Here is a 26,991-nt window from a genome sequence, read left to right as displayed (position 1 = left end):
ATAGGGCATTAATCAGCTCTAAATCAGATTATTACTTTGCAAATCCCAGCGGGGTTTAATGTCGAAGGCGCCAGAAGTCGTGGCGCCATTATTTTTAGCTAACAAGCGTAGTGCTCCAGCAAAGGCAATCATCACGCCATTGTCTGTGCACAGATCTAGGGGTGGGTAATGAACCTCAAAGCGATTGTGCAAAGCGCTGGCGTTTAGTGCGGTACGCAATTGCGTATTTGCGCCAACGCCACCCGCAAGCACCAGATGTTTGCAGCCAGTTTGCTTCAGCGCTTTTTCTGACTTACTAACTAAGACGGCAATAATTGCATCGACAAAACTTCGTGCTAGATCTGCATGAAATTGAGCAACCGCTTGAGGATCGGAAATGTTTAATCCTTCAAATTTCTTTACTTGATTCAGCACCGCAGTTTTCAATCCTGAAAACGAAAAATCCAAATCGCCTGAATGAAGCATCGGTCTTGGCAAATCAAATACTCCCGATCTACCCTGCTCGGCTAATTTAGAAATTGCGGCACCACCGGGATAATCCAACCCGAGTAATTTGGCGGTTTTATCAAATGCCTCTCCCGCCGCATCATCCAAACTCTCGCCCAATAGTTCATATTGGCCAATGCCAGATACTTTCATGAGCTGAGTATGACCACCAGACACAAGGGGGGCGATAAAGGGAAATTGGGGCGCAGTTTGACCCAACAGGGGGGATAACAGGTGCCCCTCAAGGTGGTGCACCCCAATGGAGGGTAAATTGAGACCCTGGGCTAAAGATTTGGCAAACGCACTGCCGACTAAGAGGGCTCCAGCCAAGCCAGGTCCTTGTGTGAAGGCAACCGCGTCAATATTGGCCAATTTCAGGCCAGATTGGGCTAAAGACTGGTCCAAAAGGGGTAAAACGCGACGAATATGGTCTCTGGAAGCGAGTTCGGGCACCACCCCGCCATAATCCCGGTGCATGGCGATCTGAGAGTGCAGCCCTTGGCCCAAAATACCCTGAAATGCCGGTTTTCCTGCTTCCCAGGGGGCTGTGTTGTATAAAGCCACCCCAGTTTCGTCACAGGAGGTTTCTATGCCTAAGACAATCATTTTTTTCTTGGTCGTGCTAGAATTACAATTCAGTTAATTTTTCGATATCTATCGAGCATATACGAGTTAAATAAGTATGACTACAGTCCGCCTCCGCGAAAACGAACCATTTGAAGTGGCTTTGCGCCGTTTCAAGCGCACCATTGAGAAAAATGGTCTTTTGACAGACTTGCGTGCCCGCGAGTTTTACGAGAAGCCAACGGCTGAGCGTAAGCGCAAAAAGGCTGCTGCAGCTAAGCGCCACTATAAGCGTATCCGCAGCCAAATGTTGCCAAAGAAGCTTTACTAAAAAATTTAAAGCTCTCTTCACCGAAGAAGCTTTGAAACCCGCTGACGGTGATACGCAGCGGGTTTTTGCTTTTTAGTCGCTAGACTACATTCAACATCAGAAAACTAGGATCACACCATGAGTCTGAAAGATCAAATTACCGAAGATATGAAATCTGCTATGCGTGCAAAAGAGACTGCACGACTTGGCACAATCCGTCTTTTGTTGGCTGCCATCAAACAGCGTGAAGTGGATGATCGCATTGTAATCGATGATGCTGCCATCATTTCCACCATAGAAAAAATGATTAAGCAGCGTAAAGATTCCATTTCCCAATTTAAAAAAGCTGGGCGCGATGATCTCGTTGCTGTGGAATCTGCCGAGATGGTGATCTTGCAAGCGTATATGCCGGCGCAAATGTCAGATGCGGAAATACAAGCTGCCGTAGCAGCTGCGGTGACATCCACTGGCGCAGCTGGCCCACAAGGCATGGGTAAAGTGATTGGTGTTCTCAAGGGTCAGTTGGTTGGTAAGGCGGATATGGGTAAGGTATCCGGCTTGGTAAAAGCTGCCCTCGCAAAATAAGAGAACTCCTCGCATACTCTTAGCTTTATGGCGCTCATCCCACAATCCTTTATCGCCGATCTGTTAAATCGGGTTGACATCGTTGATGTGGTTGGGCAACACGTAAAGTTAAAAAAAGCAGGTGCAAACTATCAAGGTTTGTGCCCTTTTCATTCTGAAAAATCCCCGTCATTTTCAGTTTCGCCAACCAAGCAGTTCTATCACTGCTTTGGATGTGGCGCGCATGGATCGGCTATCAGTTTTTTGATGGAATATTCCGGGTTGGGTTATGTTGATGCAATTGAGGAGCTAGCGCAGTCTGCTGGTTTAGATGTGCCGCGTGAAGAGCGCAATGCTAATGACATTGCCAAGAAACAGCAGACGATGGCTTTGAGTGAAGTGATGAGTTCTGCAGCTGATTGGTATCGCCAACAACTGAAAAACAGTCTGCGCGCAATTGGTTACTTAAAGGGGCGCGGCCTTACTGGCGAGATTGCGAAACGCTACGCGCTTGGTTACGCCCCCGATGGCTGGCAGGGTCTAGAGGCCGTATTTGGGCCATATACCAATGACGAAGCGGTGAAAGCCTTAGTGGAAGGCGGTCTGGTGATTCAGGGTGAGCAGGCTGAAGGTGCTCCTGCGAAACGTTATGACCGTTTCCGAGATCGCATTATGTTCCCGATTTGTAATCCAAAGGGACAAACGATTGGCTTCGGGGGTCGCATCTTAGACCAAGGTGAGCCAAAGTATCTGAATTCTCCAGAGACTCCGCTTTTTTCAAAAGGCAATACTCTCTACGGTTTGTTTGAGGCACGCCAAGCGATTCGTGCAAAAGAGTATGTCTTAGTTTGTGAGGGCTACATGGATGTGGTTGCACTGGCGCAATTGGGATTCCCAAACGCAGTAGCAACTTTGGGCACCGCTTGCACTGCGAACCACGTACGCATGCTCTTGCGCCAAACCGATAAGGTCGTTTTTTCATTTGATGGCGACTCTGCGGGACAGCGCGCTGCGCAACGTACGCTTGAAGCATGCTTACCGCTCATGTCAGACGATAAAGAAATTCGGTTCTTATTCCTACCTGCCGAACACGATCCCGATAGTTATGTCAGAGCGTATGGCGAGACAGCCTTTGAAAAAGTTATTCAAGAGGCTATGTCGATCTCGAGTTTTTTCTTCAAAGTGGCTAGCGATAGACATGACCTCACCACCCCAGAAGGCAGGGCCCACACCCATCACGCCGCAAAGCCGTTATTGCTGTCGATGCCGCCGATTGCCCTACGCACCCAGATACTTCGTGAACTCGCTATTCGCACAAACACTACACCAGCAGAGCTTGAGGCATTTTGCGGTTTAACCGTTGTGCCTGCGCCTCAAGCGGCTTATCAAGCAAAAGCCGTCAAATCGCAAAGTGGTATGAATGCACAGACAGCGCATGCCAACACTAGTAACAGACAAGGTGCGCCATGGCAGGCCGCCAAACGTGTTGCAACTCAAAACATTGAGCCTCCAAAAGCGCCAATGGATTTAGCAGAACAATTATTACGAGTGCTCATCCAGTTTCCACATTTAGGTAAAGCGCTCGACAGCCATCGTCGTAACCTAGCGCTCAAGGCAGCAGAGCAGAGATCAGCTAATGCGCTTACCTTGATGAAAGATTTGCTTGCGCAATGTGATCAGGTGGAATTGTCTGCTGATGCCAACAGCAATTCCGAAACGGTAGGTGCTGGCGCTTTTGCGTTATTCCAGGATCAACTGTCTCGCAGTGATCTTGCTTCAATGTATGAAGTATTGCGAAAGCGTATTTTGGGATCCGATCTGGATCTTGATGTGGCAATGGCTGATCTAGAGGGTGCATTTAAAAAGCTGGAGATTGCCAACTTGAAACAGGAAATGACGGAAATTGCTCAAAAGATTGGGGGCAGCACGGTAACTGAGCAAGACAAAGCCCGCTATCGGGAACTGGGCGAAAAACTCAAATTCTCTTAAGAATTTACTGAAACATCCCTGGAAATCGGCTGAAATTACCCCATATTTTTAGGTAATTGGGGGCTTAAAAAGTCGCAATCGACTATAATCCTCTTTTCCCAAGAAAAAAACGAATTAATTCAGTCACTTGCGCTTGATTTTCTTGAAATTCAGGGTAAGAGGGTAAGTAAATTGCGGGGCTGTGCTTAATCAGATCAGTCCTGTTCAACAACAGTAATGTGAGTAAGTGCTAATAAATGCCGAATTCCAAGACCAAAAAACCAGCTCCAAAAGTAAAAACCGTTGCCAAGGCTCCTGCAAAGCCTGCTGCAAAAACCAAAGCTCCTGCAAAGCCTGCTGCAAAAACCAAAGCTCCTGCAAAGCCTGCTGCAAAAACCAAAGCTCCTGCGAAGCCAGTCGCTAAGGCAAAAGCAAAAGCGCCTGCAAAACCGGTTTCTAAGACAAAGCCTGTTGCTAAAGCTCCAGCCAAACCTATTGCAAGAACTAAGGCCCCTGCAAAGCCGGTGACAAAAGCGAAAGCACCAGCCAAACCTGCGCCAAAGACAAAAGTGGTTGCCAAGGCTCCTGCAAAGCCAGCGCCAAAGGCAAAGACACCATCTAAATCCGTTAAGGTGACTGCAAAGCTAGTACAAAAGGCAAAGGCAGTAGCTAAAGTTCCAGCTAAGACTGTCAAAGCAGTTGTGAAGCCTGCGCCAAAAGGAAAGGTTGTTGCTAAGGAGTTGGCTAAGCCAGCGAAAGCCACCAAAGCTGAAGTAAAAGTGGAGCCAGTAAAAAAAGGCAAAGCGGTTGCTGTAAAGGTTGAAGACGCAAAAGACTTAAAGGGCAAAAAAGGTAAAGTCGCAGAAGTAGTTGCGGCGCCTGAAGAAGAGAAAAAACGTGGTCGTAAAGCTAAGGCAGATGATGCCCCAGCAGATGCTCCTGAACCGGTATTAACAGATCGTCAAAAAGCTCGCGAGCGTAAGGCGAAAGAAAAAGCGCTCTTAAAGGAGTTCGCAGCTCAGCAGTTGGGTACTGAAGAGCAACAAGAATTGCGTCGTGCTCGTCTGAAGACATTGATCAAGATGGGTATGTCCAAGGGTTACCTGACTCATGGCGAAATGAATGACGTGATGTCAGATGAGCTTTCTGATGCTGATGCATTGGAAACACTGATTAGCTTGTTAAACGATATTGGTATTACGGTTTACGAACAGGCTCCTGACGCAGAAACATTAATCTTGTCAGACAACACGGCAGCCGCAGTTTCTGAAGAGGAAGCGGAGGAAGAGGCTGAAACAGCTCTTTCAACAGTGGATTCTGAATTCGGTCGTACTACTGACCCTGTGCGTATGTACATGCGCGAAATGGGTACTGTTGATTTGTTAACGCGTGAAGGTGAAATCGTTATTGCCAAGAAGATTGAGGCTGGCCTCAAAGATATGGTGATGGCATTGTCTGCTTGCCCAGTAACAATTGCGGAAATCCTCAGTAACGTTGACAAGATTGCTGCTGGTGAGCTGGAGATCGACCAATTTGTTGATGGCCTTGTCGATCCTAATGCGGAAGACATCAAGCTTGGGCCCGATGAGCCAGAGATCGACCAAGATGCCGATGAAGGCGAAGATAAGGCTGATGACGAAGGCGGCGGTGGCGCTGCAACAGCAAATGCTAAACAGCTTGAAGAGTTGAAACAAATCTCATTGCAAAAGTTCGCCATCGTACGAACCCAAGCTGATAAGATGCGTCGCGCTTTTGACAAGGATGGTTATAACAGTCCCGCCTACATCAAGGCACAAAATGCCATTCGCGCTGAATTACTCGGTTTCCGCTTAACTGTGAAGAGTGTTGAGAAGTTGTGCGACACCATGCGCGCACAAGTAGACCAAGTATGGAAACTAGAGCGTGGCATTGTTAGCTTGTTAGTGGATAAGGTTGGCGTGAATCGTGATGAAGTATTAAAAGACTTCCCAAAGATGTCCATGAATTTAGAGTGGACTGATAAGTTGCTAAAAGAGAGCAAGCCTTACAGTGCTCTCTTGCAACGCAATGTACCTGCAATTCAAGAGCTACAACAGAAATTAATTGATCTTCAAAAGAATGTCGTGATTCCGCTCCCGGAATTAAAAGAAGTAAACAAGCAAATGATTGCGGGTGAGAAGCGGGCTCGTGAAACAAAGCGTGAGATGACCGTAGCCAACTTGCGCTTGGTGATTTCGATTGCAAAGAAATACACCAATCGTGGTTTGCAGTTCTTGGACTTAATTCAAGAGGGCAATATCGGCTTGATGAAAGCGGTAGATAAGTTTGAATACCGTCGTGGTTACAAGTTCTCTACCTATGCAACATGGTGGATCCGTCAGGCAATTACCCGCTCGATTGCTGATCAGGCACGTACGATCCGCATCCCCGTTCACATGATTGAGACCATCAACAAGATGAACCGTATCAGCCGTCAGATTCTGCAAGAAACTGGTCATGAGCCAGATGCTGCAACCTTGGCGCTGAAGATGGAGATTCCTGAGGATAAGATTCGCAAGATCATGAAAATTGCGAAAGAGCCGATTTCTATGGAAACGCCAATTGGCGATGATGAAGATTCCCATTTGGGTGACTTTATTGAGGATGGCAACACCTTGGCCCCAGCAGAAGCGGCATTGCACGACTCTATGCGCGATGTGGTGAAGGATGTTTTGGATTCATTGACGCCACGCGAGGCAAAAGTATTGCGGATGCGCTTCGGTGTTGAGATGAGCACAGACCACACTCTTGAAGAAGTTGGTAAACAGTTTGATGTTACTCGTGAGCGTATTCGTCAGATTGAAGCGAAGGCTCTTCGCAAGATGCGTCATCCAAGCCGTAGCGATAAACTCAAGACCTTCCTTGAGGAAGGTTGAACCAAAGACTAACGGGCCTATAGCTCAGTTGGTTAGAGCAGAGGACTCATAATCCTTTGGTCCCAGGTTCAAGTCCTGGTGGGCCCACCAGAAGCACAAACCCTCATCAGTAATGGTGGGGGTTTTGTCTTTAGAGTACCTCACACATTTATAGCTTAAATGTTTTAGCTCCTAAATAGCCATTGAATGTGCAAAGTTATTTTGCTTGTGTCAATATTGGGATTCATCTCTAGGCGTCCCATATAAAACTTCGTAATTCTGTGGAAAACACCCCATATTCTGATTTGGCTTTCGTAGATATCGAAACTACGGGCTCTCACTTTGATCGTGATCGCATCACTGAGATTGGCATAAAAACGCTTTCAAAAAATGGAATTCATACATGGGAACGCCTAATTAACCCGCAAACCTTTATTCCGAAAAATATTTAACGACTTACCGGCATCACGCCTCAAATGGTGGATCGTCAGCCCAGTTTTGAAGAGATTGCGGAAGATTTGAAACGTGAGTTAGAGGGCAAAATCTTCGTTGCCCATAATGCTCGATTTGACTATGGCTTTATTAAGGCCTCCTTTAGAAGGATCGGCATTGATTTCAAGCCCAAGGTGCTGTGCACTGTAAAGCTTTCAAGAATGCTTTTTCCAGAGCAGTCTTGCCATAATCTCGATACCATTATTCAAGCGCACAAACTTCAGGTCAATGCGCGTCATCGAGCGCTTGGAGACGCAGACCTGTTGTATCAGTTTTGGCAGGTTTGCGCAGAAAAATTTGGAAAAAAGAGATTGGTAGAGGCGATTGATCACCTTGTTGGAAATCCCAGTTTGCCGCCAAATATTGACAAAGAACTCATTGATTCGATCCCCGATGGCCCTGGTTGCTACATTTTTTATGGAGAAAATAAAACCCCCTTTATATCGGTAAGAGCATTTCTTTGCGTAGTAGAGTGATGGGTCATTTTCAAGGGGCATTAACTCAACGTAAAGAGATGAAGCTCTCTATGCAAGTGCGTGATATTGATTGGATTGAAACTAGTGGAGAATTGGGTGCTCTGATACTAGAGTCTAGGCTGATTAAGGAGCGCATGCCCAGTATGAATATTAAATTACGAAGGTCTAAGGATCTTTGTGGTTGGAGTCTGGTTGAGGGTGACGCTAAAGTGTTGGTCCCTACATTGGTGACGCATCACCAATTGGCCCCTGGACTGCAAGATAACTTATACGGACTCTTTTATAGCAAGCGAGAGGCCCATCGATATTTAAAAGCAATTGCAAAGAAATATCATCTGTGCGAGGCTCTTCTGGGGTTTGAAAAGAGGGTGATTGGTAAACCTTGCTTTGGATACCAAGTCAAGCAATGCGGTGGCGCATGCATCAATCAAACCCCGATAGCTTTCATAACTTGCAATTAAAAACTGCTCTAGAGTTCTTTAAAGTTCAGGTTTGGCCATATTCAGGCCAGATCGCAATTAGAGAGGGCGGAGAGATGATTGTTGTGGATCAATGGTGTTATCTTGGAACAGCCATTAATGAGGATGAACTTTATGAGCTGTCTGAGTCTGGAGATGCGGAATTCGATTTTGATATTTATAAGATTCTGCGACAAGCTCTAGCTGGATCACATAAAAGGGGCGTAATACCAATCCATGGTAAATCAATAATCAATTCCGCAGAAATTAACAATTAATGACTCCTGCCATTTATTGGTTTAGAAATGATCTTCGTATTGAAGATAATCCAGCATTGGTGTTGGCTTGTCAGCATGCTGGATCGTTATTGCCAATCTATATTCACGAAAGTGCCTTGGGGGCTAAAACTCAGTGGGGATTTGAGAGGGTAAGTCGGCACCGAAGAAACTTTTTGCAAGAATCGATTGAGGATTTGAGGTCGCAGATTCAGGCATTGGGATCTGAGCTAGTTGAATTTAAAGGGGATGTTCTAGAAATCTTCGAAAAACTTCGACCGCAGTTTGTGCGAGCAAATAGAGGCCCCCGAAGAAGTCGAGCAAATTAAAAAATTAGGTGCAGCAGGATTTGAAGTGCTCAATCTCTGGCAATCCAGCATGTTGGATCCTCACGATCTTCCTTTTGATTTGAAGAATATGCCAAATATATACACACAGTTTCGGCAGTAGGTTGAAAGACATCGGCTGAAATTTGCAAAACCAGCCGATGCTATTAGGAGAATGCCGCCGTTGCCTCCATCAACAACGGGCGCCTTGGCTGATGTAGTGGCACAAACCACTGCTTATAACGATAGCCAAATTCATAGCTCTTTTGTTGGAGGGGCAAATAATGTGGATCACATCGCTCTGAGCGTGTGGGTGCCTGTACAGACTGTCGTCGATATTGGGGAAAATTTCGCGCAGGTGAAATTGATGACGTTGAAAAAGATGAAGTGAACGATCAACTCGTAGCCAGTGTGGTACCTGTTCAGTCATGGGAACAGCCAGCACGATGGCGTGTATTGCTGAAGCATTAGGAATGACAGTGCCAGGTGGTGCATCGCCGCCCGCAGTGACTGCTGATCGTATTCGGGTTGCAGAGGAGACGGGCGCCAGGGCCGTGCAGATGGCCAAGGATGGTCTGACGATTGACAAGATTCTCACTGCTGATGCTTTTGAGAATGCGATGCGTGTCTTACTGGCTATTAACGGTATTGTGCACCTAGCTGCCATAGCGGGTCGCATGGGTCTAGAGATTGATCTCGATGCATTAGACAAAATGGGTGATGAAACCCCTGTCTTGTTAGATCTTAAGCTATCAGGCGATCATTATATGGAGAACTTCCATGATGCCGGCGGCATGATCACCTTGCTGCGTGAACTTAAACCACTCTTAAAGCTCCATGCCTTGACCGTTGCGTGGCATTTACTCAATAAGAAAATATGATGACTAGAATATATTTCAATGACGTAGTAACGCGTGACGGCTTTCAAATTGAGCCCAACTTTATTCCTACCGAAGACAAGGTTAGGCTGATTAATGGTTTGAGTGACTGCGGTTTTGCTAAAATTGAAGTCGCTTCATTCACCTCTCCAAAGGCTATTCCAATGCTGAGGGATGCGGAAGAAGTCATGGGGAAAATACGACGAGTTTCTGGCGTTGAATACACCGTTCTCGTTCCCAATTTGCGCTGAGCAGAGCGCGCATTAGAGTCAAAGGCAGACGAGTTCAATTTGGTAATGTCCACTTCCGAAACGCATAATCTTGCCAATCTTCGGATGACACGAGAAAAAAGTTTTGCAGGTTTGGCTGAAGTTATTCAATATGTCAATGGTGGGGCGCCAATCAATGTTTCCTTATCCACTTGTTTTGGATGTCCGATGGAGGGTGATGTTTCGCAGGAAGTGGTGGAGCAGTTTGCCCAACGTTTTGTGAATTTGGGAGTGCGAGGACTGATCATTTGTGACACCACGGGCATGGCCAACCCAGCCCAAGTCACACGTATTGCCGAATCGCTGCAGAAAAAATTTCCACAAACGCAGCTCACAATGCATTTTCACAATACTAGAGGTATGGCTTAGCCAATGTGTTGGCTGCTGTGCAGGCAGGGATTGTTCGGTTTGATGGCTCGCTTGGCGGTTTGGGTGGTTGTCCGTATGCACCTGGCGCTAGCGGCAATATTTCCAGTGAGGATGCGATTCATATGCTCGATGCAATGGGTTACGACACGGGTATTGATCTCCCTAAATTGTTGGTATTGGCACGTGAGTTGCCGACTATTGTTGGACATGCTGTTCCGGGGCAGGTTGCTAAAGCAGGCCGAACATGTGATTTGCATCCAGCACCAGCCTCGATTAATGAACTTCGATGAGGTGAACATGATTGATCATTTAGACCATTTGGTATTAACAACAACCGATGAGATGGCTTGCGTTAATTTTTATACTCGCGTATTGGGAATGAAACTTGAGTCCTTTATTGGTGGAACTCCGCCGGTAGAGCGTAAAGCCTTTAAGTTCGGTAATCAAAAAATAAACTTGCATATTAAAGGCAAGGAGTTTGAGCCAAAGGCCAACATTCCAACGCCTGGATCATTGGATCTTTGTTTTATCGCGGATCGCCCGCTAGTCGAGGTGATAGCCATTCTTGATCGGGAGCGTTGGCCTATAGTTGAGGGCCCTGTCGTTCGAACGGGAGCGACTGCAAAAATTAATTCAGTCTATGTTCGCGATCCCGATCAAAATTTAATCGAAATCAGCGAACTGCTTTAACCGCGACCAACAAATGGCATCTTTGTAGCCATAATGGTCATATTGAGAATATTGCTTTCGAGTGGCAACTGAGCCATGTGCAGGACCGCTTGACCAACATGATCCACATCCATGCGGGGCTCAACCTTGATGGAATGATCGGCTTGAATGATTCCGGCTGCCATACGTTCTGTCATTTCAGTAGCGGCGTTGCCGATACCAATTTGACCGCACGCAATATTGAAAGGCCGCCCATCTAAAGCAATCGATTTCGTCAGTCCTGAGATAGCATGCTTGGTACTGGTGTAGGGTGCCGACATTGGCCCAGGTGCATGCGCAGAGATCGAACCATTATTGATAATGCGACCTCCTTGCGGGGATTGAGCTTTCATCATCTGCATCGCCTCTTGTGAGCATAAAAATGCACCACATAAATTGGCATTGACAACATTCATCCATTGTTCGTAAGTCAGCTCTTCCATGGGAACTGCGGGCGCGCCTATACCGGCATTATTAAAGAGCACATCAATGCGTCCAAACTTTTCTTTACACGCTATTGCTGAACGCACAGTCGAAGGGATGAAGAAATTGGGCGTGCCCGAAAGCAAGGCTCAGATATGGGGCAAGGAATTAGCCTCATTTTTGCCCAATGTTGAGCCTGGTCAAAACATTACAGCAATCTACCTTCCGAAGCAGGGAACGACGTTCTACTACGATGGTAAAGCTATTGCGCAAATTCCGGGAGCAGATTTTTCCAAGGCATTTTTTGGGATTTGGTTAGACCCTAAAACCAGTGCGCCAAAGTTGCGAGAGCAATTGTTGGGAATGCATTGCCCTCCACCGATATTTCAAGAGGTATGTAGTTCATGAGTAAATTGATTGCTAAGTTCATCACACTGTTCGCATCGACAATTCTGCTATTTGGATGTTCGAGTCCGACCATATCGCAATACGCCAATGAGAAACCAGCTCTGGATTTGAGTGAGTATTTTTCTGGAACGGTTGATGCCTATGGAATCTTTACCAATCGCAGTGGTGAGGTTGTCAAGCGGTTCACGGTATTGATTCAATGCCATTGGAAAACCATTGATGGCAAGAAAGTTGGTACATTGGATGAAATTTTGAATATTCAGATGGCACTAAGCAGAAGCGTATCTGGACATTGACTGAGGTTTCTCCCGGCAAATATATTGGGAAAGCGGATGATGTCGTGGGCGAATCTAATGGCGCCTCTGCAGGTAATGCGCTCAATTGGGCTTATACCTTAGCGCTTCCCGTTGATGGCACGATTTACCATGTGCAGTTTGACGATTGGATGTATTTGGTTACCCCCAAAGTGATAATCAATAAGGCCCAAATGAGTAAATTTGGTATTAATCTGGGCGAAGTCACTTTGAGTTTTTATAAGCGCTAGCATGAGAAATCAAAAGCCCCAGAAATTTTTCTAGGGTTCTTGATTGCAGCGTTAGGGCGCTCCAATAACGTTTGCTTTTCCTGTTTTATTAGGCAGCAATCTTGCTAGGTTCTTCCTCCGGAACCGAGTGACGTATGGGGTAATCAAATGCACCGAGTGAGGCTTTTGCACCCTCGCCCATAGCAATAATAATTTGCTTGTAGGGTACGGTGGTGCAGTTGCCTGCGGCAAATATTCCAGGGACAGAAGTCTCGCCTTTTGCATCCACAATGATCTCGCCACGCGGCGACAGATCGATGGTGTCTTTAAGCCATTCTGTATTGGGTAATAAGCCAATTTGGACAAAGATTCCCTCAAGCTCAATTATGTGCTCTGCTTTGGTGGTGCGATCCTCGTAACGTAGGCCATTTACTTTGCTGCCATCACCTAAAACCTCCTTGGTTAATGCGCTCTTAATGACCGTGACATTGGGCAGGCTAAATAACTTTGATTGCAACACCGCGTCCGCACGTAAATGGCTATCAAATTCGATCAGGGTGACATGACTCACAATGCCTGCTAAATCAATTGCAGCTTCTACTCCAGAATTGCCACCACCAATCACAGCGACTCTCTTGCCCTTGAATAAAGGGCCATCGCAGTGTGGGCAATAGGCAACTCTCCTTTGTTGCGATACTCTTGCTTACCAGGAACATTCATTTCTCTCCAACGAGCACCGGTGCTGATGATGACAGATTTGCTCTTTAATACCCCGCCATTTGCTATTTCAACCTCGATACCGCTATTCGTTTTACGCAGGGCTTAAGCACGTTGTAGATTCATGATGTCTACTTCGTAGTCTTTGACGTGCTGCTCCAATGCTTGAACCAGCTTAGGCCATTCAGTATGAGATACAGAGATGAAGTTTTCGATTCCCAAGGTATCCATAACTTGGCCACCAAATCGCTCGGCCACTATTCCCGTGCGAATTCCTTTGCGAGCGGCATAGATTGCTGCCGCAGAACCGGCTGGACCGCCGCCGATAATCAACATGTCGTAACTCTCTTTGGCATTGAGCTTTGCAGCTTCTTCTGTATTGCCAGTATCTAACTTGGCAATAATCTCCTCGACACTCATACGACCAGAGCCAAAATTCGCCATTCAGGATGACGGTTGGCACAGCCATAATCTGATATTGATCAACCAAGCCCTGGAAGGGGGGCGCCGTCAATCATTTCATGTTGAATATTTGGATTAAGGACAGACATTAGGTTCAATGCTTGAACAACGTCTGGGCAGTTGTGGCAAGACAAAGAAATAAATGTCTGAAAATGGAACTTACCATCCAACTTTTTTGTATGCGATCAATGATCCCCTGTTCCATTCTAGGCGGATATCCGCTCGCTTGCAATATAGCTAAGATGAACGAAGTCATCTCATGGCCCATGAGCAAGCCAGCAAACGTAATGCATGAATCTTCGCCGTTCTTGCTTACAGTAAAGCTTGGTACGTTTTGTGCATTTCCATCCGTTTTAACGGTGATCTTGTCTGACCGCTCAGCCACTTCATTTAAGAGTTCGAGCATTTGGGCGGAGGCAGGACTCTCATCCAATGTTGCAGTGAGCGTAATAGGTGAAACGATTTTCTCGAAGTAGGTTTTTAATTGGGCTTTGATATTGGCATCTAACATGATGACTTCCTTTTCATTCATTTCTGTGAGTCTATTGGGCAGGATCCAGTCTTCTCCAATAGACTCTCCGAAGAGAGTCTGATTGGGTAAGGCGAGAATCTATTAGATCTTGCCTACGAGGTCCAAAGATGGGGTTAAGGTTGCAGCACCTTCTTTCCACTTTGCTGGGCAAACTTCGCCTGGGTGAGCGGCTGTATATTGCGCAGCTTTGAGTTTGCGCAATGTTTCAGATACGTCACGAGCGATTTCGTTGGAGTGAATTTCTGCAGTTTTGATGACGCCCTCTGGGTTGATAACAAAAGTGCCACGCAATGCCAAACCAGCCTCTGGAATATGTACGCCAAATGCGTTGGTCAATGTGTGGGTTGGATCGCCAACCAATGGGAACCTTGCCTTACCAACAGCTGGTGAAGTTTCGTGCCACACTTTGTGAGAGAAATGTGTATCGGTTGTCACGATGTAGACTTCAGCGCCAAGCTTTTGGAATTCTGCATAGTTATCAGCAGCGTCTCCAATTTCGGTTGGGCAGTTAAATGTGAATGCTGCTGGCATGAAAATGAAAACGGACCATTTACCCTTGATGCTCTCATCGGTAACAGTGACAAATTTGCCGTTATGGAACGCTTCGGTTTTAAACGAGGCTACGGTAGTGTTAATGATGGACATGGTGCTCCTTCGCTAATAAGTTGGTTAATAGAATTTGATTTATTCAATATTGTTTTGACAACGGATTCCATTCTAGGGACTATCTAATTATTTGTATAATGAATAATTTAGATGTAAATAATCTAAAAAATCAATAATTATGCTGAGCCTGCTGGAAATCAGGATAATCACGGTAAATAACCATAATGAACAATTTACGTAGCCACTAAAGAACCCATTTATGACCACCATATTCATGACTTTTCTTCGCACTGCGGTCGCTCTTGGCAGCGTACTTCTGGTGCTAGCAGGCTGTCAGTCAACCGGCAAAGACGGCAAACCCTTAACGCAAGCAGAAATTATGCAAAAACGTGAAGCCACTATTCAAATGGCCAAAACCGGTTTGGATGCATTGATTAAGCAGGCCCCCAAGGTTAAAAAAGAAATCGACAAAGCGGCTGGTACGCAGTCTTTAATACAACCAATGTGAATGCTGTTTTATTGGTGGGTGGCACGTGGCGAAGGTGTTTTGTATGACAAGCGCCGAAAAGAGCCTGTTTTTATGCAGGATGTAAAAACGGGTGAAGGCTTAGGAGCAGGCTATCAGACCCAATATCAAATCATCATCTTTAAAACGACCTCTGCAATCGATCAGTTTTTGATGGCCTCAATTGATGGCGAGCAGGGCGGCCTAGACGTTGAAGCCAATTTCTCCGCGGGTTCAGATGGAACCATCCGTTCATTTAACCCCAGCATTACCTTCTATACCGTTGGCCTCTCGGGCTACGACTTGCAAGTAAATTACGGCGGGGCACTATTTTTAGTGGATCAGCAGCTTAATGCTGTGGGCACTCTCAATAGCTTGCCCAAAAAATCCACTCCTGCAAAATAAATCAGTAGAGTCATGATTTTGACTCTACTGGTATTTCTCTATAGCAACACCTCATAACGAGAGTAGATTGATGTCATGGGGCTGGCAATACCAGCCCGACATCTCATCTGGAAAGGGGTTGTTATGGGCAAAAAATCATTGAATGAGTCTGTATCTAATAATCAGCAAAAAGCAGTAGATGCGAGCAGGGCGGTTGGTAGAGTTGCTATGGGAAGTGCTCAAGCCATTGCGCAAATCAATCAAAAAGCTGCTCAAGATTTTGCGGAGCTAATTCAGAAGCGTGTCTCCGAGCTCATGAAAACTCAGGACCCTAAGACAGCATTTGAATATGTGCACGCAGAAGTCCTTCAAGATGCCGCAAAAGAGGTGGCGCATTATCACCAGCAATTACTCGATGTATTAAAAAGTGGCAATAAAGAGTTATCCGATATTGCAGAAGTCATGATTCAAGATTCAAAGGCGGATTTATCCACTTTGTAAACGATGCGACCGATAACGCGCCAGTGGGTAGCGAAGCCTACGTCTCAATTTTTAAAACATCGTTTAATAACGCTTTGCAAAATTTTGAATTAGTTCGCGCTACTATGGCAGATTCATTTGCGAACTTTGAGAAAAGCGTCGAAAGCGTGGGAAATTTAACGTCTGGTAAGAGCTCTTCTAAGAAGAGATAGGGTTTGGTAGGTTACCATGCCCTCAGTAGCATCCTTGAAAATGTAAGGTGGTCTGAATAGTTTGGAAATGAATCTCAACAGTAGATTTCATTTCCTTGCCATAACCGCCGGCCATGGAGAATGCTACTGGGATCTGTCGATCGAGCGCATATTGGAATACTGTTTCATCGCGCAATTTCATACCCTCCTTAGTGATTTTTAGTCGACCTAAGCGATCCCCCTCATGCGGATCTGCCCCCGCTAAGTAAATAACAAAGTCTGGATGAAAACGTGACTCCAGTTGATCCAATGAATTTGTTAGTGCTTTTAGGTAGGTTTTGTCATCACAGCCATCAGCCAGACCTAAATCGAGATCGCTATGTTCTTTCTGAAAGGGAAAGTCGTTCTCGCCATGAATGGATAGCGTAAAAATGCTGGAGTCATGCTGCAGGATCGACGCGGTGCCGTTGCCTTGGTGTACATCGAGATCGACAATAACAACCTTGAGTTTGGCATTAATTTCTTTTTGTAAGCTACGCGCTGCAATTGCAGAGTCATTAAATACGCAGAAGCCACTACCAATATTGCGATAGGCATGGTGCGTGCCGCCTGCTAAATCTCCAGAGATACCTTCTCGCATGGCCGTTTTAGCAGCAGCGATTGTTGCGCCGGCAGAGCGTCTTGACCGTTCAACCATTTTTTCACTCCATGGAAAGCCAATTTCCTTTTGTTCGTCAGGACTGAGTTTGCCCTCAATGACTTTCAGCAGATAACTCGGATCGTGAGCAAACAGGATTTGGGTATCCGTGGCTGGGGGGCCTCAAGCAACTCAACCTTGGGAAGCTTGCCTACCAAATCCCGCAGTTGTGAATACTTTGCCATAGGAAAGCGATGCCCTGATGGTAGCGGCAGAACGAAATGATCAGAGTAAAACGCTTTCAAGGGCCTATCCATTAATCGGATTTATTGAATGCAACCATTCTAGTATCCAAATCGTTGATGAAGAGTTGCCACCCCCAGCGAAGGGTGAAGTTCAGCTTCGTCAAACGGCAATTGGATTTAATTTCATCGACATATACCAACGCTCTGGGGTCTACCCTTTAGAGTTCAACGGGACTTGGTCATGAGGCTGTGGGCGTAGTTGATACTCTAGGCGAAGGTGTTACTGGTTTAAAAATTGGTGATCGCGTCATGTACATGAATGCTGGTATTGGTGCATATGCAAGTGCCCGCAATGTTGCTGAAGACAAATTTGTCCCAGTACCTAGCAATATTTCTGATGAAGTAGCGGCAGCCGCTTTCTTCAAAGCGATGACAGCACAATATTTAGTTCAAAAAACATACAAGGTAAAAGCTGGCGATATCGTATTGGTTCATGCAGCTGCTGGAGGCGTGGGTCAGATATTGGCCAGCTGAGCAAAAGCGCTTGGTGCGTTTGTGGTGGGTACCGTGGGCTCCTAAGCTAAGGTTGTCGCAGCGAAGGCTGCTGGTTGCGATGCCGTCATAGATTATTCGCAACCCAATTGGGTTGAGGAAGTTATCAAAGCGACTGGCGGGAAAAAAGCAAATGTTGTCTGTGATTCTGTAGCAAAAGATACCTTCTTAGGTTCTTTGGAGTGCGCTGCTCCGTTTGGTACGGTTGCGCTTTTTGGTGCGGCTTCAGGGCCAGCTCCAGAGATTCAGCCTGAAATTTTGAATAAGAAGGGTTGCTTGTTCCTAACCAGACCTTCGGTTTTCCCGCACAATGCAACGCATACTCTTTTGCAAGAGAATGTCAAGGCTGTCTTTGGGGCGATTGCAAAAGGGCGGGTAAATTGAGATCGGAGCAAAGTTCCCCTTGGAGCAAGCCGCTGATGCGCACCGTTCAGTAGAGGCTAGACAAGTCTCCGGAGCGATTGTGCTGATCCCATAATGCTTCCCGCTCTTTGCCAGAAGCCCTGCGATGCGGGGCTTTTTTATCGGCACTATGACAAGTAGAATCAAGTAATGAAAAAACTTATTAAATGGTCAATCGCCGCAGCCTGCCTCTTGCTGGGTGCGGTTACTTGGGCGCAAATTCCGTCTACCCAACACTCGAATGGAATCTCGTATATCTCTGGTGGGGTTGGAGAGGAAGAGACGGTTGCGATCCTGGCTGAGGCAAAGCAATGGCCTTTATTGCTTGAGCTATCTCAAATTGAAAATGGTAGAGGCGTCTGGATTTTTGGTGTCAGAATCAAAATTCTGAATGGGAAGAGGCAACTTTTATTTGACGCTCAGGCAGATGGTCCCTACATGCTCATCAATCTTGATGCGGGTAAGTATGTGATTGACGCTAGCTATCAAGGCGTCAGTCAACAACGGTTCATTAGCGTAAAAGCGAATTCATCGCAAAAAATTTCGCTATTTTGGAAGTAATCGTTTTTCAACTAAATAGATAAATTACAGGAGACGGGGATATGAAATCTACATTTTTAAGAAGTGCTATTAGTTACGCATTTTCCTTTGCATTTCTAGCAACCTCAAGCGCTTATGTGTCAGCGCAATCTACAGCTGCAGCCACTGCAAAAGGAAAAACAGAGCTTCTGTGGTTTGGCCAGGATGGCTTTCGGATCAAATCCCCTGAGGGCAAGATGACTTTGATTGACCCTTGGATTACTGGTGGCCCTAAGACTCCACCGCAATACAAAAATGACTTGACCACGATTGGCCCAATTGATCTCCTTTTGGTAACCCATGCACATGCTGATCATATTGGTGATGCACCAACTGTTGCCAAGTCCAACAACATTAAGCTCTATGGCCCTGCAGACATGGTGACCCCGTTAACAACTTTAGGTATCTTGCCTGCCGATCTGGGTTGGCGATTTAACAAAACAGGTCGCGTAAACCCGCTGCCTTGGTATCAAGGTTACTGCTGTTCAAGCAGAGCACTCCTCATTGTTAGTATGGAAAAACCCTGCGACAGAAAAAATGGAAGCTCATCCTGCCGGTGAGGCGATGGGTTACATCATTGAGTTGGAAAATAGTTTCAAGATTTGGCACATGGGTGACACCGGCCTGTTCAGTGATATGAAATTTATCAGCGAACACTACAAACCAGACTTGGTATTAATTCCTATTGGTGGCAACTTCACAATGGCTCCAGATGATGCGGCATTTGCATTGAAAACTTGGATTAAGCCGAGGATGGTGATCCCAATGCACTACAACTCAAATCCAATGGCTAAAGGTACTTTGGCAGAATTCCAGGCGGCAATGAAGGGTAGCAATATCAAGGTCATCCCAATGACCGAGGGGGAAGTTGTTCAGTTTTGATGGTATTTGTGTTTGGCTCACCAACGTATATGGGAACGGTAAGTGGGCAATTTAAAAAATTTGCTGATGCAAATTCAAAACAATGGTTTACTCAGCAATGGAAAGATAAGGTATTTGGCGGATTGACTAATTCTGCAACCATGAATGGCGATAAACATTCCACCTTGCATTATTTCTTCACCCTGGCTATGCAACATTCGGGCTTGTGGGTTGGAACGGGTTTAATGCCGTCTAATTCAAAAACCGCCAAACGCGACGATGTGAATTACGTTGGATCCTCTTCGGGTGCCATGATGACAACACCATCTGATGCTAGTGCGGATGAAGTGAATCCCGGAGACCTTGAGACCGCCAGACTGTATGGTCAACGTATTGCAGAAATCACAAACCACCTCAAATAGTGTGGTCAGATTTCCCAGGCGGGCAGTAAGTCCATGAAAACCACCTTCGGGTGGTTTTTTTGTTTGGTCAGCGTCTGGTCTATAATTTCGTAAGCAATTGAATTTAAAGAGAATATTCTCAAAAAACCGGTTTCGTTGGTTTGACAGTCCTCGGGGGCTCTTGGCCAATGCGTTTGGCGGTTAGATTCATGCCAAAACACCGATGACAAGCCCTATTTCTCCCTCCTTTAGTCCGATCAGCCAAAAGCTTGAAGCTCAAGCACTCAATTGTGCGCGAGGCGAGCGCACTTTATTTTCTGGTTTGAATCTCGAGGTTAATGCAGGCGAGTGCTTGCATGTGCGAGGCGAGAATGGAGTTGGTAAAACAAGCCTGTTACGTCTTTTGTCTGGCCTATCGAAACCGGAGTTTGGCACTATTCATTGGGGTAAGCAACCCATTTCTTCCGATATCAAGGCATATCATCGCGAGCTGTTGTTCTTGGGGCATCGCGATGCATTGAAAGAAGAGTTAACGGCTTTAGAGAATTTACAAATGTATGCGGCGATTGATGATGTGCAACTTCCTCTTGAGGTTACTATCGCTGCTTTAGTACGTTTTGGTTTGCGTGGCCGTGAGTATTTGCCGGTGCATTGTTTATCTGCTGGGCAGAAACGGCGTGTGTTAATGGCGCGTATGTTGATACGTGGTGCGCGTCTTTGGATTTTGGATGAGCCTTTTAATGCATTGGATGTTCATGCCTCTGCTGAGTTAGAGGGGCTGATTGAGGGACATCTTGCCGTTGGAGGTATGGTGATATTGACGAGCCATCAGCCTGTTGACCTGCCTGGCTTACGAGAACTGGATCTATGAGCGCTTTATTTGCTGTGATTCAGCGAGATCTCCTCTTGGTGATGCGCCGCAAGAGCGAAGTGCTTACTGCCTTATTTTTCTTTATTGTCGTAACGAGTTTGTTTCCACTTGGCATTGGAGCTGACGCAGCTTTACTACGTAAGATCGCCCCCGGAGTCATTTGGGTGTCGGCTCTACTAGCTACTTTATTGGGGTTGCATCGCATGTTCGCTGCGGATTACGCCGATGGCACCCTAGAGCAGTTGCTTCTATCGCCGCAACCCTTCGTACTATTAATTGCTGGGAAAATCATTGCTCACTGGATTGTGTGTGGACTTCCGCTAGTCATACTGGCACCCATTATTGGCATTCAATTTGATTTAGATGGCAGTGCTATGAATGTGCTGATGGGAACCTTGTTATTGGGAACACCTGTTTTATCGCTGCTGGGTTCAATAGGCGCTGCCTTAACTTTAGGTGTTCGCGGGGGTAGCGTGTTGATAAGCTTATTAATACTACCTTTGTATATTCCCGTATTGATTTTTGGAGCAGGCGCAGTGTACGCGACTAGTGTGGGTTTAGATGCCAGTGGCCATTTTTCTGTATTGGGCGCTTTATTGATTTTGGCTTTAGCATTTGTACCCTGGGTCAGTGCCCAGGCAGTAAAGATTGCGATTGAATGACAGATAACAATACATTTTCAAAAAATCGTTCGGTGAATTGGTTTAAATTATCCAGCCCAAGCACCTTTTATCCAGTAGCGGGCAAACTCATCCCTGTTTTTTGGGTGTTGGCAGCTGCCTTCGGTATTGCTGGCCTATGGGTAAGTTTTTTTGTTGCCCCGGTGGATGCTGTTCAAGCACAGGGTTATCGCATTATCTTTATTCACGTGCCTGCATCTTGGATGTCGATGTTTATTTATTTGGTGATGGCGATGTGGGCGGGCTTTGGGTTAGTGTTTAACACTCGATTATCGGCCATGACGGCGCAGGCACTAGCGCCGATTGGCGCATGGATGGCATTCCTTTCCCTATGGACGGGTGCGTTTTGGGGTAAGCCCATGTGGGGCGCTTGGTGGGTATGGGACGCGCGCCTTACCTCCGAACTCATTCTGCTGTTTCTCTACTTGGGATTTATCGCACTCCAATCATCCATTGATAATCCACGTCGTACTGATAAGGCGGGTGCTATTTTGGCTTTAGTGGGCGTCGTGAATGTGCCCATTATTTATTTCTCGGTGAAATGGTGGAATACGCTCCATCAAGGCGCCTCCGTATCGCTGACAAAAGCACCGGCTATGGCACAGACCATGTTGCTAGGAATGTTATTAATGGCCCTGTGCTTCTGGATGTATTCGATTGCAGTCGGATTGATGCGAGTACGCACCATTATTTTGGAGCGTGAAGGACATACGGATTGGGTGAGACAATTGGACGAGGTAAAGAACTGATGTGGAATAGTCCTGCAGAGTTTTTTGCAATGGGTGGCTACGCACTTTATGTGTGGAGCAGTTTTGGTGTTTGTGCACTCGTTTTATTGATTGAGCCTTTGAGCATACGAATGCGCAACAAAGTGATTATTCAGAGAATAAAGCAAGAGCGTATCGCTGAGCAGTTTGATGTGGAAAGTAGCCGTGAAGCCAAGACATAAGCGTGCATTGATTATTGTTGCTGCCCTAGTGGTGATTGGGGTTGCCGCAACGTTAATTCTGAATGCATTAAATAGCAATATTGCACTTTACGTCACGCCAAGTGACGTGGCTGCTGGTAAAGCACCTCAGGGGCAGGCATTTCGAATTGGCGGTATGGTGAAAGATGGCTCATTAAAGCGCGATGGATTAACCGTACATTTTGTGATTACCGACCTTGTAAAAGACATTCCCGTTTCTTATACCGGTATCTTGCCTGACTTATTTAAGGAAGGTAAGGGCGCAGTTATTCAGGGACGCTTGAATGCTAACGGTGAATTTACAGCAAGTGAAGTTCTTGCTAAGCACGATGAAAATTACATGCCACCTGAGGCGAAACATGCTTTTGAGTAAGCTCAAAAAATGAAAGTGGTAAATGATTCCTGAGTTTGGTCATTACGCCCTGATATTGGCATTTTGTATTGCATTGATTCAAGGGGTATTGCCATTACTCGGCGCGCATTATGGTCGTCGTGAATTGTTGGTGATCGCAAGGCCAACCGCCCAAGTTTCTTTTTTGCTGATTGCGCTTGCATTTGTCATTTTGGCGTGGAGTTTTTACGTTAATGATTTCTCAGTCCTTTATGTTGCCGAGCACTCCAATTCGCAGTTGCCAGTAATTTATCGCTTGGGTGCAGTGTGGGGTGGTCATGAGGGATCGCTCTTGCTCTGGATTTTCTTATTGAGCACCTGGACGATTCTGGTTGCTCAACTCTCCAAGGCATTAGATGAATTTATGGTTGCCCGAGTGATTGGTGTTCTCGGGTTGGTTACTAACGGTCTGCTGTTGTTTATCTTAACAACTTCCAATCCGTTTGAGCGTCTTTTGCCGGCCGCTCAAGATGGTCGATCACTAAATCCTTTATTACAAGATCCTGGATTGGTTTTTCATCCGCCGATGTTGTATATGGGTTACGTCGGTTTCTCAGTTGCGTTTGCGTTCGCTATCGCCTCCTTATTGTCGGGGCGATTGGATGCTGCTTGGGCGCGTTGGTCGCGACCTTGGACTACGGCCGCTTGGATTTTCTTAACGCTCGGTATCGCATTGGGCTCATGGTGGGCTTATTGCGAACTCGGTTGGGGCGGTTGGTGGTTTTGGGACCCCGTAGAAAATGCCTCGTTCATTCCTTGGTTGGTCGGAACGGCATTGCTACATTCTTTGGCGGTTACTGAAAAGCGCGGTGGCTTTAAAAGCTGGACAGTTTTGCTGGCGATTACCGCGTTCTCCTTTTCCTTATTGGGAACATTTCTGGTTCGTTCTGGTGTGTTGACCTCAGTACATGCGTTTGCTACCGATCCCAGGCGCGGCATTTTTATCTTAATTTTGCTAACAATTGTTGTGGGTTCTTCGCTGGTTCTCTATGCGTGGCGCGCACCCAAAAATACCTTGGGGGGTAAATTTAGTTTAAGTTCCAGAGAGATATTCATTTTGCTCGGTAATGTTTTCTTGGTGGTATCGGCGGGTTCAGTATTGCTGGGCACTCTCTACCCGCTACTGATTGACGCATTGCATCTTGGCAAAATTTCTGTAGGGCCACCTTACTTTAATAGTGTGTTTGTTCCGATCATGGTTCCGCTTTTAATGCTAATGGGGATAGGTCCATTGGCCCAATGGAAAAATACGGATTTAGGCTCTGTCATCAAGCGCTTATGGCTCGCTGGTTTTATAGCCGCGGTCGCTGGAATCGCAATACCGCTCATCATGGGGCAATTTACTTGGCTGGCCGGATTAAGTTTCTTATTAGCATTTTGGATCATTGTCTCAGGATGCTTGCAAATTCTTCGACAAGTAAAGCAGGGTAAACCTACCCGCTCATTTATGGGTATGCAATTTGCTCATCTTGGTATAGCCATTTTTGTTATTGGCATTACTATGGTTGGCGCTTACCAAGAAGAAAAAGATGTGCGCATGCTTGCGGGTGACACCGTTAATGTTGGTGGGTATCAAATCAAGTTGATTGATGTTTCTAAGGTTCCAGGCCCGAACTATGAAGCTATGCGTGGCACATTTTTATTGTTGAAAAATGGCAATGCTCAAGCGACTCTTTACCCAGAAAAGCGTAACTATTTTTCATCGACGATGCCGATGACAGAGGCTGCAATTGATGCTGGATTGACTCGTGATATCTATGTATCGCTCGGTGAAGAGCTTGGCGATCGATCATGGGCAGTCAGGGTCTATTACAAACCCTTCGTTGATTGGATTTGGGGCGGATGTTTGTTCATGGCTTTGGGCGGTATTCTGGCTATTTCCGATAAGCGTTATCGGATGAAATTAAAGAAGGCGGTTTCATGAAAGCCAAATTTTTAATTCCCTTGGTGCTGTTTGTAGTGTTGGTTAGCTTTTTGGCTGTTGGCCTCAATCGCGACCCTCGTGAAGTGCCCTCACCGCTGATTAATAAGGCTGCTCCAGCATTTGAGGTTCCGCAGTTGGCTCAAGCGAATAAAACATTCTCGCCTGCCAGCATGAAAGGCCAGGTTTGGATTTTGAATGTTTGGGCTTCTTGGTGTGTGGCATGCCGTGAGGAGCACCCGGTATTGGTTGAATTAGCCAAATCAGGGCAGGCACCGTTAATTGGTTTGGACTACAAGGATAAGCGCGAAGATGCGCTAGCAATGCTAAATAGACAAGGCAATCCTTATGTGCTCTCCGCGTTTGATGAAAATAGGCGCGTAGGTATCGATTATGGTGTTTATGGGGTCCCCGAAACCTATGTGATTGATCAAACTGGAGTGATTCGGTTCAAGCATATTGGCCCCATTACGCTAGAGATTTTGAATCAAAAGATCTATCCAATGTTGTCAGAGCTTAAAAAATCATGAAACGCATTTTGATAGCGCTTGCCTCTGTACTTTGCATGCATACGGCTTTTGCAAAAGATGCCGCTCCACTGGTAGATGATCCAATAACAGAGCAGCGTTTAATTAGTATCTCTGAAGAAATGCGTTGCTTAGTTTGTCAAAATGAGTCTTTAGCGGGCTCTCGGTCAGATTTGGCGAATGATCTGCGTAGAGAAATTCGGAAGCTGATTAAAGAGGGAAAGAGCGATGATCAAATTCGCGCTTTTATGGTGGAACGCTATGGGGATTTCGTACTCTATCGACCACCAGTGAAGCCCATTACTTGGTTATTGTGGCTCGGACCCTTCGTAATACTGCTGATTGGAATTGCTTTTCTGTTTTCATATTTGCGACGCCGAAACACGCTTGCTCAAATTAAAACCTTAAGTGCTGAAGATAATCAAAAAATAGATGCCTTATTGAATATGCTCAATAAAAATGAGCGGGATGGAATGCATGGCTAGTTTTTTCATTGCCGCCTTCCTATTGCTCGTTTTGGTTTTGGTTTTATTGCTAAGACCATTTATTTTCTTGGGCAAAGAAGGGGGTACTTCGCGTCGTCAGATGAATGCTGCGATTTATCGTGATGAATTAGATAGGTTGGCTGCTGAGCATGCCGCAGGTAGAATTAATGTTCAAGAGTACGAAATGAGTCGCTCCGAAATGCGACAACGACTTTTTCAAGACACGAATGAGGAAGACGATAAAGCAGTGATGGGTTCAACCAAAAAAGTGATCATTGGCTTGTCTATTTTTATAGTTCTTCTATCCTCTGGTCTTTACTTTTACTTGGGTGATATTGCGCGCGTTGCACAACAGAAACAGCAACAGCCGATGACCCAGGCGGGCGTTGAGCAGATGATGTCTGACTTTGCGCAAAAGATGGAGAAAGACCCAAGTAACCTTCAGGGTTGGGCAATGCTGGGCCGTTCTTATCGAATTTTGGGGCGCTACGCAGATGCTGCAAATGCCTATAGCCGTGCTGGAACATTTATCGATAATGCCCCAGAGTTATTGGCTGAGTACGCAGATGCTTTGGTTGCGGTTGCGAATGGTAATTTTTCAGGTAAGCCGCTTCAGTTGATAAACCAAGCACTGAAATTAGACCCCAATAATTTATTGGCTCTCTGGTTATCGGGCTCAGCAGCATTTAATGGTGGTAATTACAAATCTGCGGTGCAGAATTGGCAAAAAATTGCACAACAATTGCCGCCAAACTCTGAGGAAGCTCGTGCTATCGAGGGTTCGATTGCAGAGGCGAAATCAAAAAGTGGCTTAAGTTCTCCCCCTTCCTCGGTCAACCCCATGCCTTTAGGTAAGAGTGTTGGTGGGACCATTGAGCTGTCATCCGATCTGAAATCTAAAATCCATCCAGGTGATGTGTTGATGGTTATTGCACGTCAGCCTGGCGAGCGGATGCCCGTGGCAGTATTAAAAGTTCCCGCAACGGATTTTCCGGTACGTTTTAATCTGACAGATGCTTTAGCGATGAATCCAAACAATCTGATATCTAAGCTGTCAGAAGTGACCATTGAAGCTAGAATATCCAAAACAGGTATGGTAAAAGCGGAAGTGGGTGACCTTTTATCTGCGATGCAAACTGTTCAGGTTGGCGCGACGCAAGTGAAGCTTTTGGTAAACCAAGTTCGGTAATAAATAGAAGATGGGACGATGTAAGTCCCATGTGAA

General features: G+C 46.0%; 30 protein-coding genes, 1 tRNA gene and 8 pseudogenes. 34 read left to right on the top strand and 5 right to left on the bottom strand.

The window, feature by feature from the left end; genetic code table 11:
* Nucleotides 1-18: 18 nt before the first annotated feature.
* A complete protein-coding gene (gene tsaD, locus BQ1619_RS06560) occupies nucleotides 19-1,092 on the bottom strand; it encodes a tRNA (adenosine(37)-N6)-threonylcarbamoyltransferase complex transferase subunit TsaD (protein ID WP_114662950.1) in 1,074 nt (357 codons plus the stop codon).
* Nucleotides 1,093-1,168: 76 nt separating this feature from the next.
* Between tsaD and rpsU the strand changes: the two genes are divergently transcribed.
* The 14 genes and pseudogenes from rpsU to BQ1619_RS06510 all read left to right on the top strand — a co-directional run bounded on the left by rpsU (nucleotide 1,169) and on the right by BQ1619_RS06510 (nucleotide 10,998).
* A complete protein-coding gene (gene rpsU / locus BQ1619_RS06555; RefSeq protein WP_011903537.1) occupies nucleotides 1,169-1,381 on the top strand; it encodes a 30S ribosomal protein S21 in 213 nt (70 codons plus the stop codon).
* A gap of 117 nt (nucleotides 1,382-1,498) precedes the next feature.
* Nucleotides 1,499-1,945 carry a GatB/YqeY domain-containing protein gene (locus BQ1619_RS06550; protein ID WP_114662948.1) on the top strand — a complete coding sequence of 149 codons (447 nt, stop codon included), beginning with the start codon at nucleotides 1,499-1,501 and terminating at the stop codon, nucleotides 1,943-1,945.
* Nucleotides 1,946-1,972: 27 nt separating this feature from the next.
* Nucleotides 1,973-3,913 carry a DNA primase gene (dnaG, locus tag BQ1619_RS06545; RefSeq protein ID WP_114662946.1) on the top strand — a complete coding sequence of 647 codons (1,941 nt, stop codon included), beginning with the start codon at nucleotides 1,973-1,975 and terminating at the stop codon, nucleotides 3,911-3,913.
* Between the two features lie 236 nt (nucleotides 3,914-4,149).
* Nucleotides 4,150-6,786, top strand: a complete 2,637-nt coding sequence (gene rpoD, locus BQ1619_RS06540; protein ID WP_114662944.1) for an RNA polymerase sigma factor RpoD — start codon at nucleotides 4,150-4,152, stop codon at nucleotides 6,784-6,786.
* Between the two features lie 13 nt (nucleotides 6,787-6,799).
* Nucleotides 6,800-6,876 (top strand) — tRNA-Ile (locus tag BQ1619_RS06535).
* A 365-nt stretch (nucleotides 6,877-7,241) separates the two neighbouring features.
* The gene (locus tag BQ1619_RS10015) at nucleotides 7,242-7,733 is read left to right on the top strand and encodes a 3'-5' exonuclease (protein WP_231968573.1); all 492 of its coding nucleotides are present in this window, start codon (nucleotides 7,242-7,244) and stop codon (nucleotides 7,731-7,733) included.
* Nucleotides 7,733-8,194, top strand: coding sequence for a hypothetical protein (locus BQ1619_RS10010; protein WP_231968572.1), 462 nt, complete (start codon nucleotides 7,733-7,735; stop codon nucleotides 8,192-8,194). The genes BQ1619_RS10015 and BQ1619_RS10010 overlap by 1 nt, the downstream gene beginning before the upstream one ends.
* Nucleotides 8,185-8,469 (top strand): hypothetical protein, encoded by a 285-nt coding sequence (locus BQ1619_RS10005; RefSeq protein WP_231968571.1) that lies wholly within the window; start codon nucleotides 8,185-8,187, stop codon nucleotides 8,467-8,469. The genes BQ1619_RS10010 and BQ1619_RS10005 overlap by 10 nt, the downstream gene beginning before the upstream one ends.
* Nucleotides 8,469-8,795, top strand: a complete 327-nt coding sequence (locus BQ1619_RS10725; protein ID WP_114662942.1) for a deoxyribodipyrimidine photo-lyase — start codon at nucleotides 8,469-8,471, stop codon at nucleotides 8,793-8,795. The genes BQ1619_RS10005 and BQ1619_RS10725 overlap by 1 nt, the downstream gene beginning before the upstream one ends.
* Entirely contained in the window at nucleotides 8,752-8,916 is a 165-nt protein-coding gene (locus tag BQ1619_RS08730; RefSeq protein WP_162784553.1) for a hypothetical protein, read from the top strand. The genes BQ1619_RS10725 and BQ1619_RS08730 overlap by 44 nt, the downstream gene beginning before the upstream one ends.
* Nucleotides 8,917-8,967: 51 nt before the next feature.
* Nucleotides 8,968-9,183 carry a hypothetical protein gene (locus BQ1619_RS08725; RefSeq protein ID WP_162784615.1) on the top strand — a complete coding sequence of 72 codons (216 nt, stop codon included), beginning with the start codon at nucleotides 8,968-8,970 and terminating at the stop codon, nucleotides 9,181-9,183.
* Nucleotides 9,081-9,670 (top strand): annotated as a pseudogene (locus tag BQ1619_RS06520) (dihydroxy-acid dehydratase domain-containing protein); the annotation flags it as partial. The gene BQ1619_RS08725 and the pseudogene BQ1619_RS06520, both read left to right, overlap by 103 nt.
* A 2-nt stretch (nucleotides 9,671-9,672) precedes the next feature.
* A pseudogene (locus tag BQ1619_RS06515) lies at nucleotides 9,673-10,598 on the top strand (hydroxymethylglutaryl-CoA lyase).
* Between the two features lie 7 nt (nucleotides 10,599-10,605).
* Complete coding sequence (locus BQ1619_RS06510; protein ID WP_114663561.1) at nucleotides 10,606-10,998, top strand: VOC family protein; 393 nt, start codon at nucleotides 10,606-10,608, stop codon at nucleotides 10,996-10,998.
* Here the strand turns inward: BQ1619_RS06510 and BQ1619_RS06505 are convergent.
* Nucleotides 10,995-11,516: pseudogene (locus BQ1619_RS06505) on the bottom strand (SDR family oxidoreductase); the annotation flags it as partial. The gene BQ1619_RS06510 and the pseudogene BQ1619_RS06505 overlap by 4 nt on opposite strands.
* On the opposite strand from BQ1619_RS06505, the gene BQ1619_RS06500 reads away from it, so the two are divergent.
* Nucleotides 11,458-11,847 (top strand): chalcone isomerase family protein, encoded by a 390-nt coding sequence (locus tag BQ1619_RS06500; RefSeq protein ID WP_331851900.1) that lies wholly within the window; start codon nucleotides 11,458-11,460, stop codon nucleotides 11,845-11,847. The pseudogene BQ1619_RS06505 and the gene BQ1619_RS06500 sit on opposite strands and share 59 nt — an antisense overlap.
* Nucleotides 11,844-12,391 (top strand): annotated as a pseudogene (locus tag BQ1619_RS06495) (DUF3833 domain-containing protein). Before BQ1619_RS06500 ends, BQ1619_RS06495 begins: the two are co-directional and overlap by 4 nt.
* An 88-nt stretch (nucleotides 12,392-12,479) precedes the next feature.
* Here BQ1619_RS06495 and ahpF read toward each other — a convergent pair.
* Nucleotides 12,480-14,060, bottom strand: a pseudogene (ahpF, locus tag BQ1619_RS06490) (alkyl hydroperoxide reductase subunit F).
* A 102-nt stretch (nucleotides 14,061-14,162) separates the two neighbouring features.
* A complete protein-coding gene (gene ahpC / locus BQ1619_RS06485) occupies nucleotides 14,163-14,726 on the bottom strand; it encodes an alkyl hydroperoxide reductase subunit C (protein WP_114662940.1) in 564 nt (187 codons plus the stop codon).
* Nucleotides 14,727-14,946: 220 nt separating this feature from the next.
* Here ahpC and BQ1619_RS10000 point away from each other — a divergent pair, with 220 nt between their 5' ends.
* From BQ1619_RS10000 to BQ1619_RS06475, 3 genes are all read left to right on the top strand, one after another.
* Nucleotides 14,947-15,195 (top strand): hypothetical protein, encoded by a 249-nt coding sequence (locus tag BQ1619_RS10000; protein ID WP_231968569.1) that lies wholly within the window; start codon nucleotides 14,947-14,949, stop codon nucleotides 15,193-15,195.
* On the top strand, nucleotides 15,196-15,597 hold the full coding sequence (locus BQ1619_RS09995) for a lipid-binding SYLF domain-containing protein (RefSeq protein WP_231968568.1): 402 nt from the start codon (nucleotides 15,196-15,198) through the stop codon (nucleotides 15,595-15,597).
* 123 nt (nucleotides 15,598-15,720) lie between these two features.
* Nucleotides 15,721-16,077 (top strand): phasin family protein, encoded by a 357-nt coding sequence (locus BQ1619_RS06475; protein ID WP_231968567.1) that lies wholly within the window; start codon nucleotides 15,721-15,723, stop codon nucleotides 16,075-16,077.
* Between the two features lie 213 nt (nucleotides 16,078-16,290).
* Here BQ1619_RS06475 and BQ1619_RS06470 read toward each other — a convergent pair.
* Nucleotides 16,291-17,189 (bottom strand): annotated as a pseudogene (locus BQ1619_RS06470) (histone deacetylase family protein).
* Between the two features lie 189 nt (nucleotides 17,190-17,378).
* On the opposite strand from BQ1619_RS06470, the gene BQ1619_RS10720 reads away from it, so the two are divergent.
* The 15 genes and pseudogenes from BQ1619_RS10720 to ccmI all read left to right on the top strand — a co-directional run bounded on the left by BQ1619_RS10720 (nucleotide 17,379) and on the right by ccmI (nucleotide 26,955).
* On the top strand, nucleotides 17,379-17,663 hold the full coding sequence (locus BQ1619_RS10720) for an MDR/zinc-dependent alcohol dehydrogenase-like family protein (RefSeq protein WP_415066117.1): 285 nt from the start codon (nucleotides 17,379-17,381) through the stop codon (nucleotides 17,661-17,663).
* A gap of 87 nt (nucleotides 17,664-17,750) precedes the next feature.
* Nucleotides 17,751-18,065 (top strand): zinc-binding dehydrogenase, encoded by a 315-nt coding sequence (locus BQ1619_RS10715; RefSeq protein ID WP_415066273.1) that lies wholly within the window; start codon nucleotides 17,751-17,753, stop codon nucleotides 18,063-18,065.
* A gap of 168 nt (nucleotides 18,066-18,233) precedes the next feature.
* Nucleotides 18,234-18,644, top strand: coding sequence for a carboxypeptidase regulatory-like domain-containing protein (locus BQ1619_RS06460; protein ID WP_114662938.1), 411 nt, complete (start codon nucleotides 18,234-18,236; stop codon nucleotides 18,642-18,644).
* Nucleotides 18,645-18,685: 41 nt separating this feature from the next.
* The gene (locus BQ1619_RS10350) at nucleotides 18,686-19,222 is read left to right on the top strand and encodes an MBL fold metallo-hydrolase (protein WP_269460087.1); all 537 of its coding nucleotides are present in this window, start codon (nucleotides 18,686-18,688) and stop codon (nucleotides 19,220-19,222) included.
* Entirely contained in the window at nucleotides 19,167-19,544 is a 378-nt protein-coding gene (locus BQ1619_RS10345) for an MBL fold metallo-hydrolase (protein WP_269460086.1), read from the top strand. Before BQ1619_RS10350 ends, BQ1619_RS10345 begins: the two co-directional genes overlap by 56 nt.
* Before the next feature lie 8 nt (nucleotides 19,545-19,552).
* Nucleotides 19,553-19,945, top strand: a pseudogene (locus BQ1619_RS06450) (flavodoxin family protein); the annotation flags it as partial.
* A gap of 202 nt (nucleotides 19,946-20,147) precedes the next feature.
* A complete protein-coding gene (gene ccmA / locus BQ1619_RS06445; RefSeq protein ID WP_114662936.1) occupies nucleotides 20,148-20,795 on the top strand; it encodes a cytochrome c biogenesis heme-transporting ATPase CcmA in 648 nt (215 codons plus the stop codon).
* Nucleotides 20,792-21,457 carry a heme exporter protein CcmB gene (gene ccmB, locus BQ1619_RS06440; protein ID WP_114662935.1) on the top strand — a complete coding sequence of 222 codons (666 nt, stop codon included), beginning with the start codon at nucleotides 20,792-20,794 and terminating at the stop codon, nucleotides 21,455-21,457. The genes ccmA and ccmB overlap by 4 nt, the downstream gene beginning before the upstream one ends.
* Nucleotides 21,454-22,224 (top strand): heme ABC transporter permease CcmC, encoded by a 771-nt coding sequence (gene ccmC / locus BQ1619_RS06435; RefSeq protein ID WP_114662933.1) that lies wholly within the window; start codon nucleotides 21,454-21,456, stop codon nucleotides 22,222-22,224. Before ccmB ends, ccmC begins: the two co-directional genes overlap by 4 nt.
* Nucleotides 22,191-22,424 carry a heme exporter protein CcmD gene (ccmD, locus tag BQ1619_RS06430; RefSeq protein ID WP_231968566.1) on the top strand — a complete coding sequence of 78 codons (234 nt, stop codon included), beginning with the start codon at nucleotides 22,191-22,193 and terminating at the stop codon, nucleotides 22,422-22,424. Before ccmC ends, ccmD begins: the two co-directional genes overlap by 34 nt.
* Nucleotides 22,408-22,841: pseudogene (gene ccmE, locus BQ1619_RS06425) on the top strand (cytochrome c maturation protein CcmE). The gene ccmD and the pseudogene ccmE overlap by 17 nt, the downstream one beginning before the upstream one ends.
* Nucleotides 22,838-24,757 carry a heme lyase CcmF/NrfE family subunit gene (locus tag BQ1619_RS06420; RefSeq protein WP_114662930.1) on the top strand — a complete coding sequence of 640 codons (1,920 nt, stop codon included), beginning with the start codon at nucleotides 22,838-22,840 and terminating at the stop codon, nucleotides 24,755-24,757. The pseudogene ccmE and the gene BQ1619_RS06420 overlap by 4 nt, the downstream one beginning before the upstream one ends.
* Nucleotides 24,754-25,284 (top strand): DsbE family thiol:disulfide interchange protein, encoded by a 531-nt coding sequence (locus tag BQ1619_RS06415; protein ID WP_114662929.1) that lies wholly within the window; start codon nucleotides 24,754-24,756, stop codon nucleotides 25,282-25,284. Before BQ1619_RS06420 ends, BQ1619_RS06415 begins: the two co-directional genes overlap by 4 nt.
* Nucleotides 25,281-25,766, top strand: coding sequence for a cytochrome c-type biogenesis protein (locus tag BQ1619_RS06410; protein WP_174222101.1), 486 nt, complete (start codon nucleotides 25,281-25,283; stop codon nucleotides 25,764-25,766). The genes BQ1619_RS06415 and BQ1619_RS06410 overlap by 4 nt, the downstream gene beginning before the upstream one ends.
* Nucleotides 25,759-26,955, top strand: a complete 1,197-nt coding sequence (gene ccmI / locus BQ1619_RS06405; protein ID WP_114662925.1) for a c-type cytochrome biogenesis protein CcmI — start codon at nucleotides 25,759-25,761, stop codon at nucleotides 26,953-26,955. The genes BQ1619_RS06410 and ccmI overlap by 8 nt, the downstream gene beginning before the upstream one ends.
* Nucleotides 26,956-26,991: the final 36 nt, after the last annotated feature.

This window comes from Polynucleobacter necessarius, from assembly GCF_900095195.1.
In the GTDB taxonomy this organism is placed as follows: domain Bacteria; phylum Pseudomonadota; class Gammaproteobacteria; order Burkholderiales; family Burkholderiaceae; genus Polynucleobacter; species Polynucleobacter necessarius_G.
The sequence above is the reverse complement of the archived record's forward strand: the minus strand, read 5'-3'. Positions and strand labels throughout refer to the sequence as shown.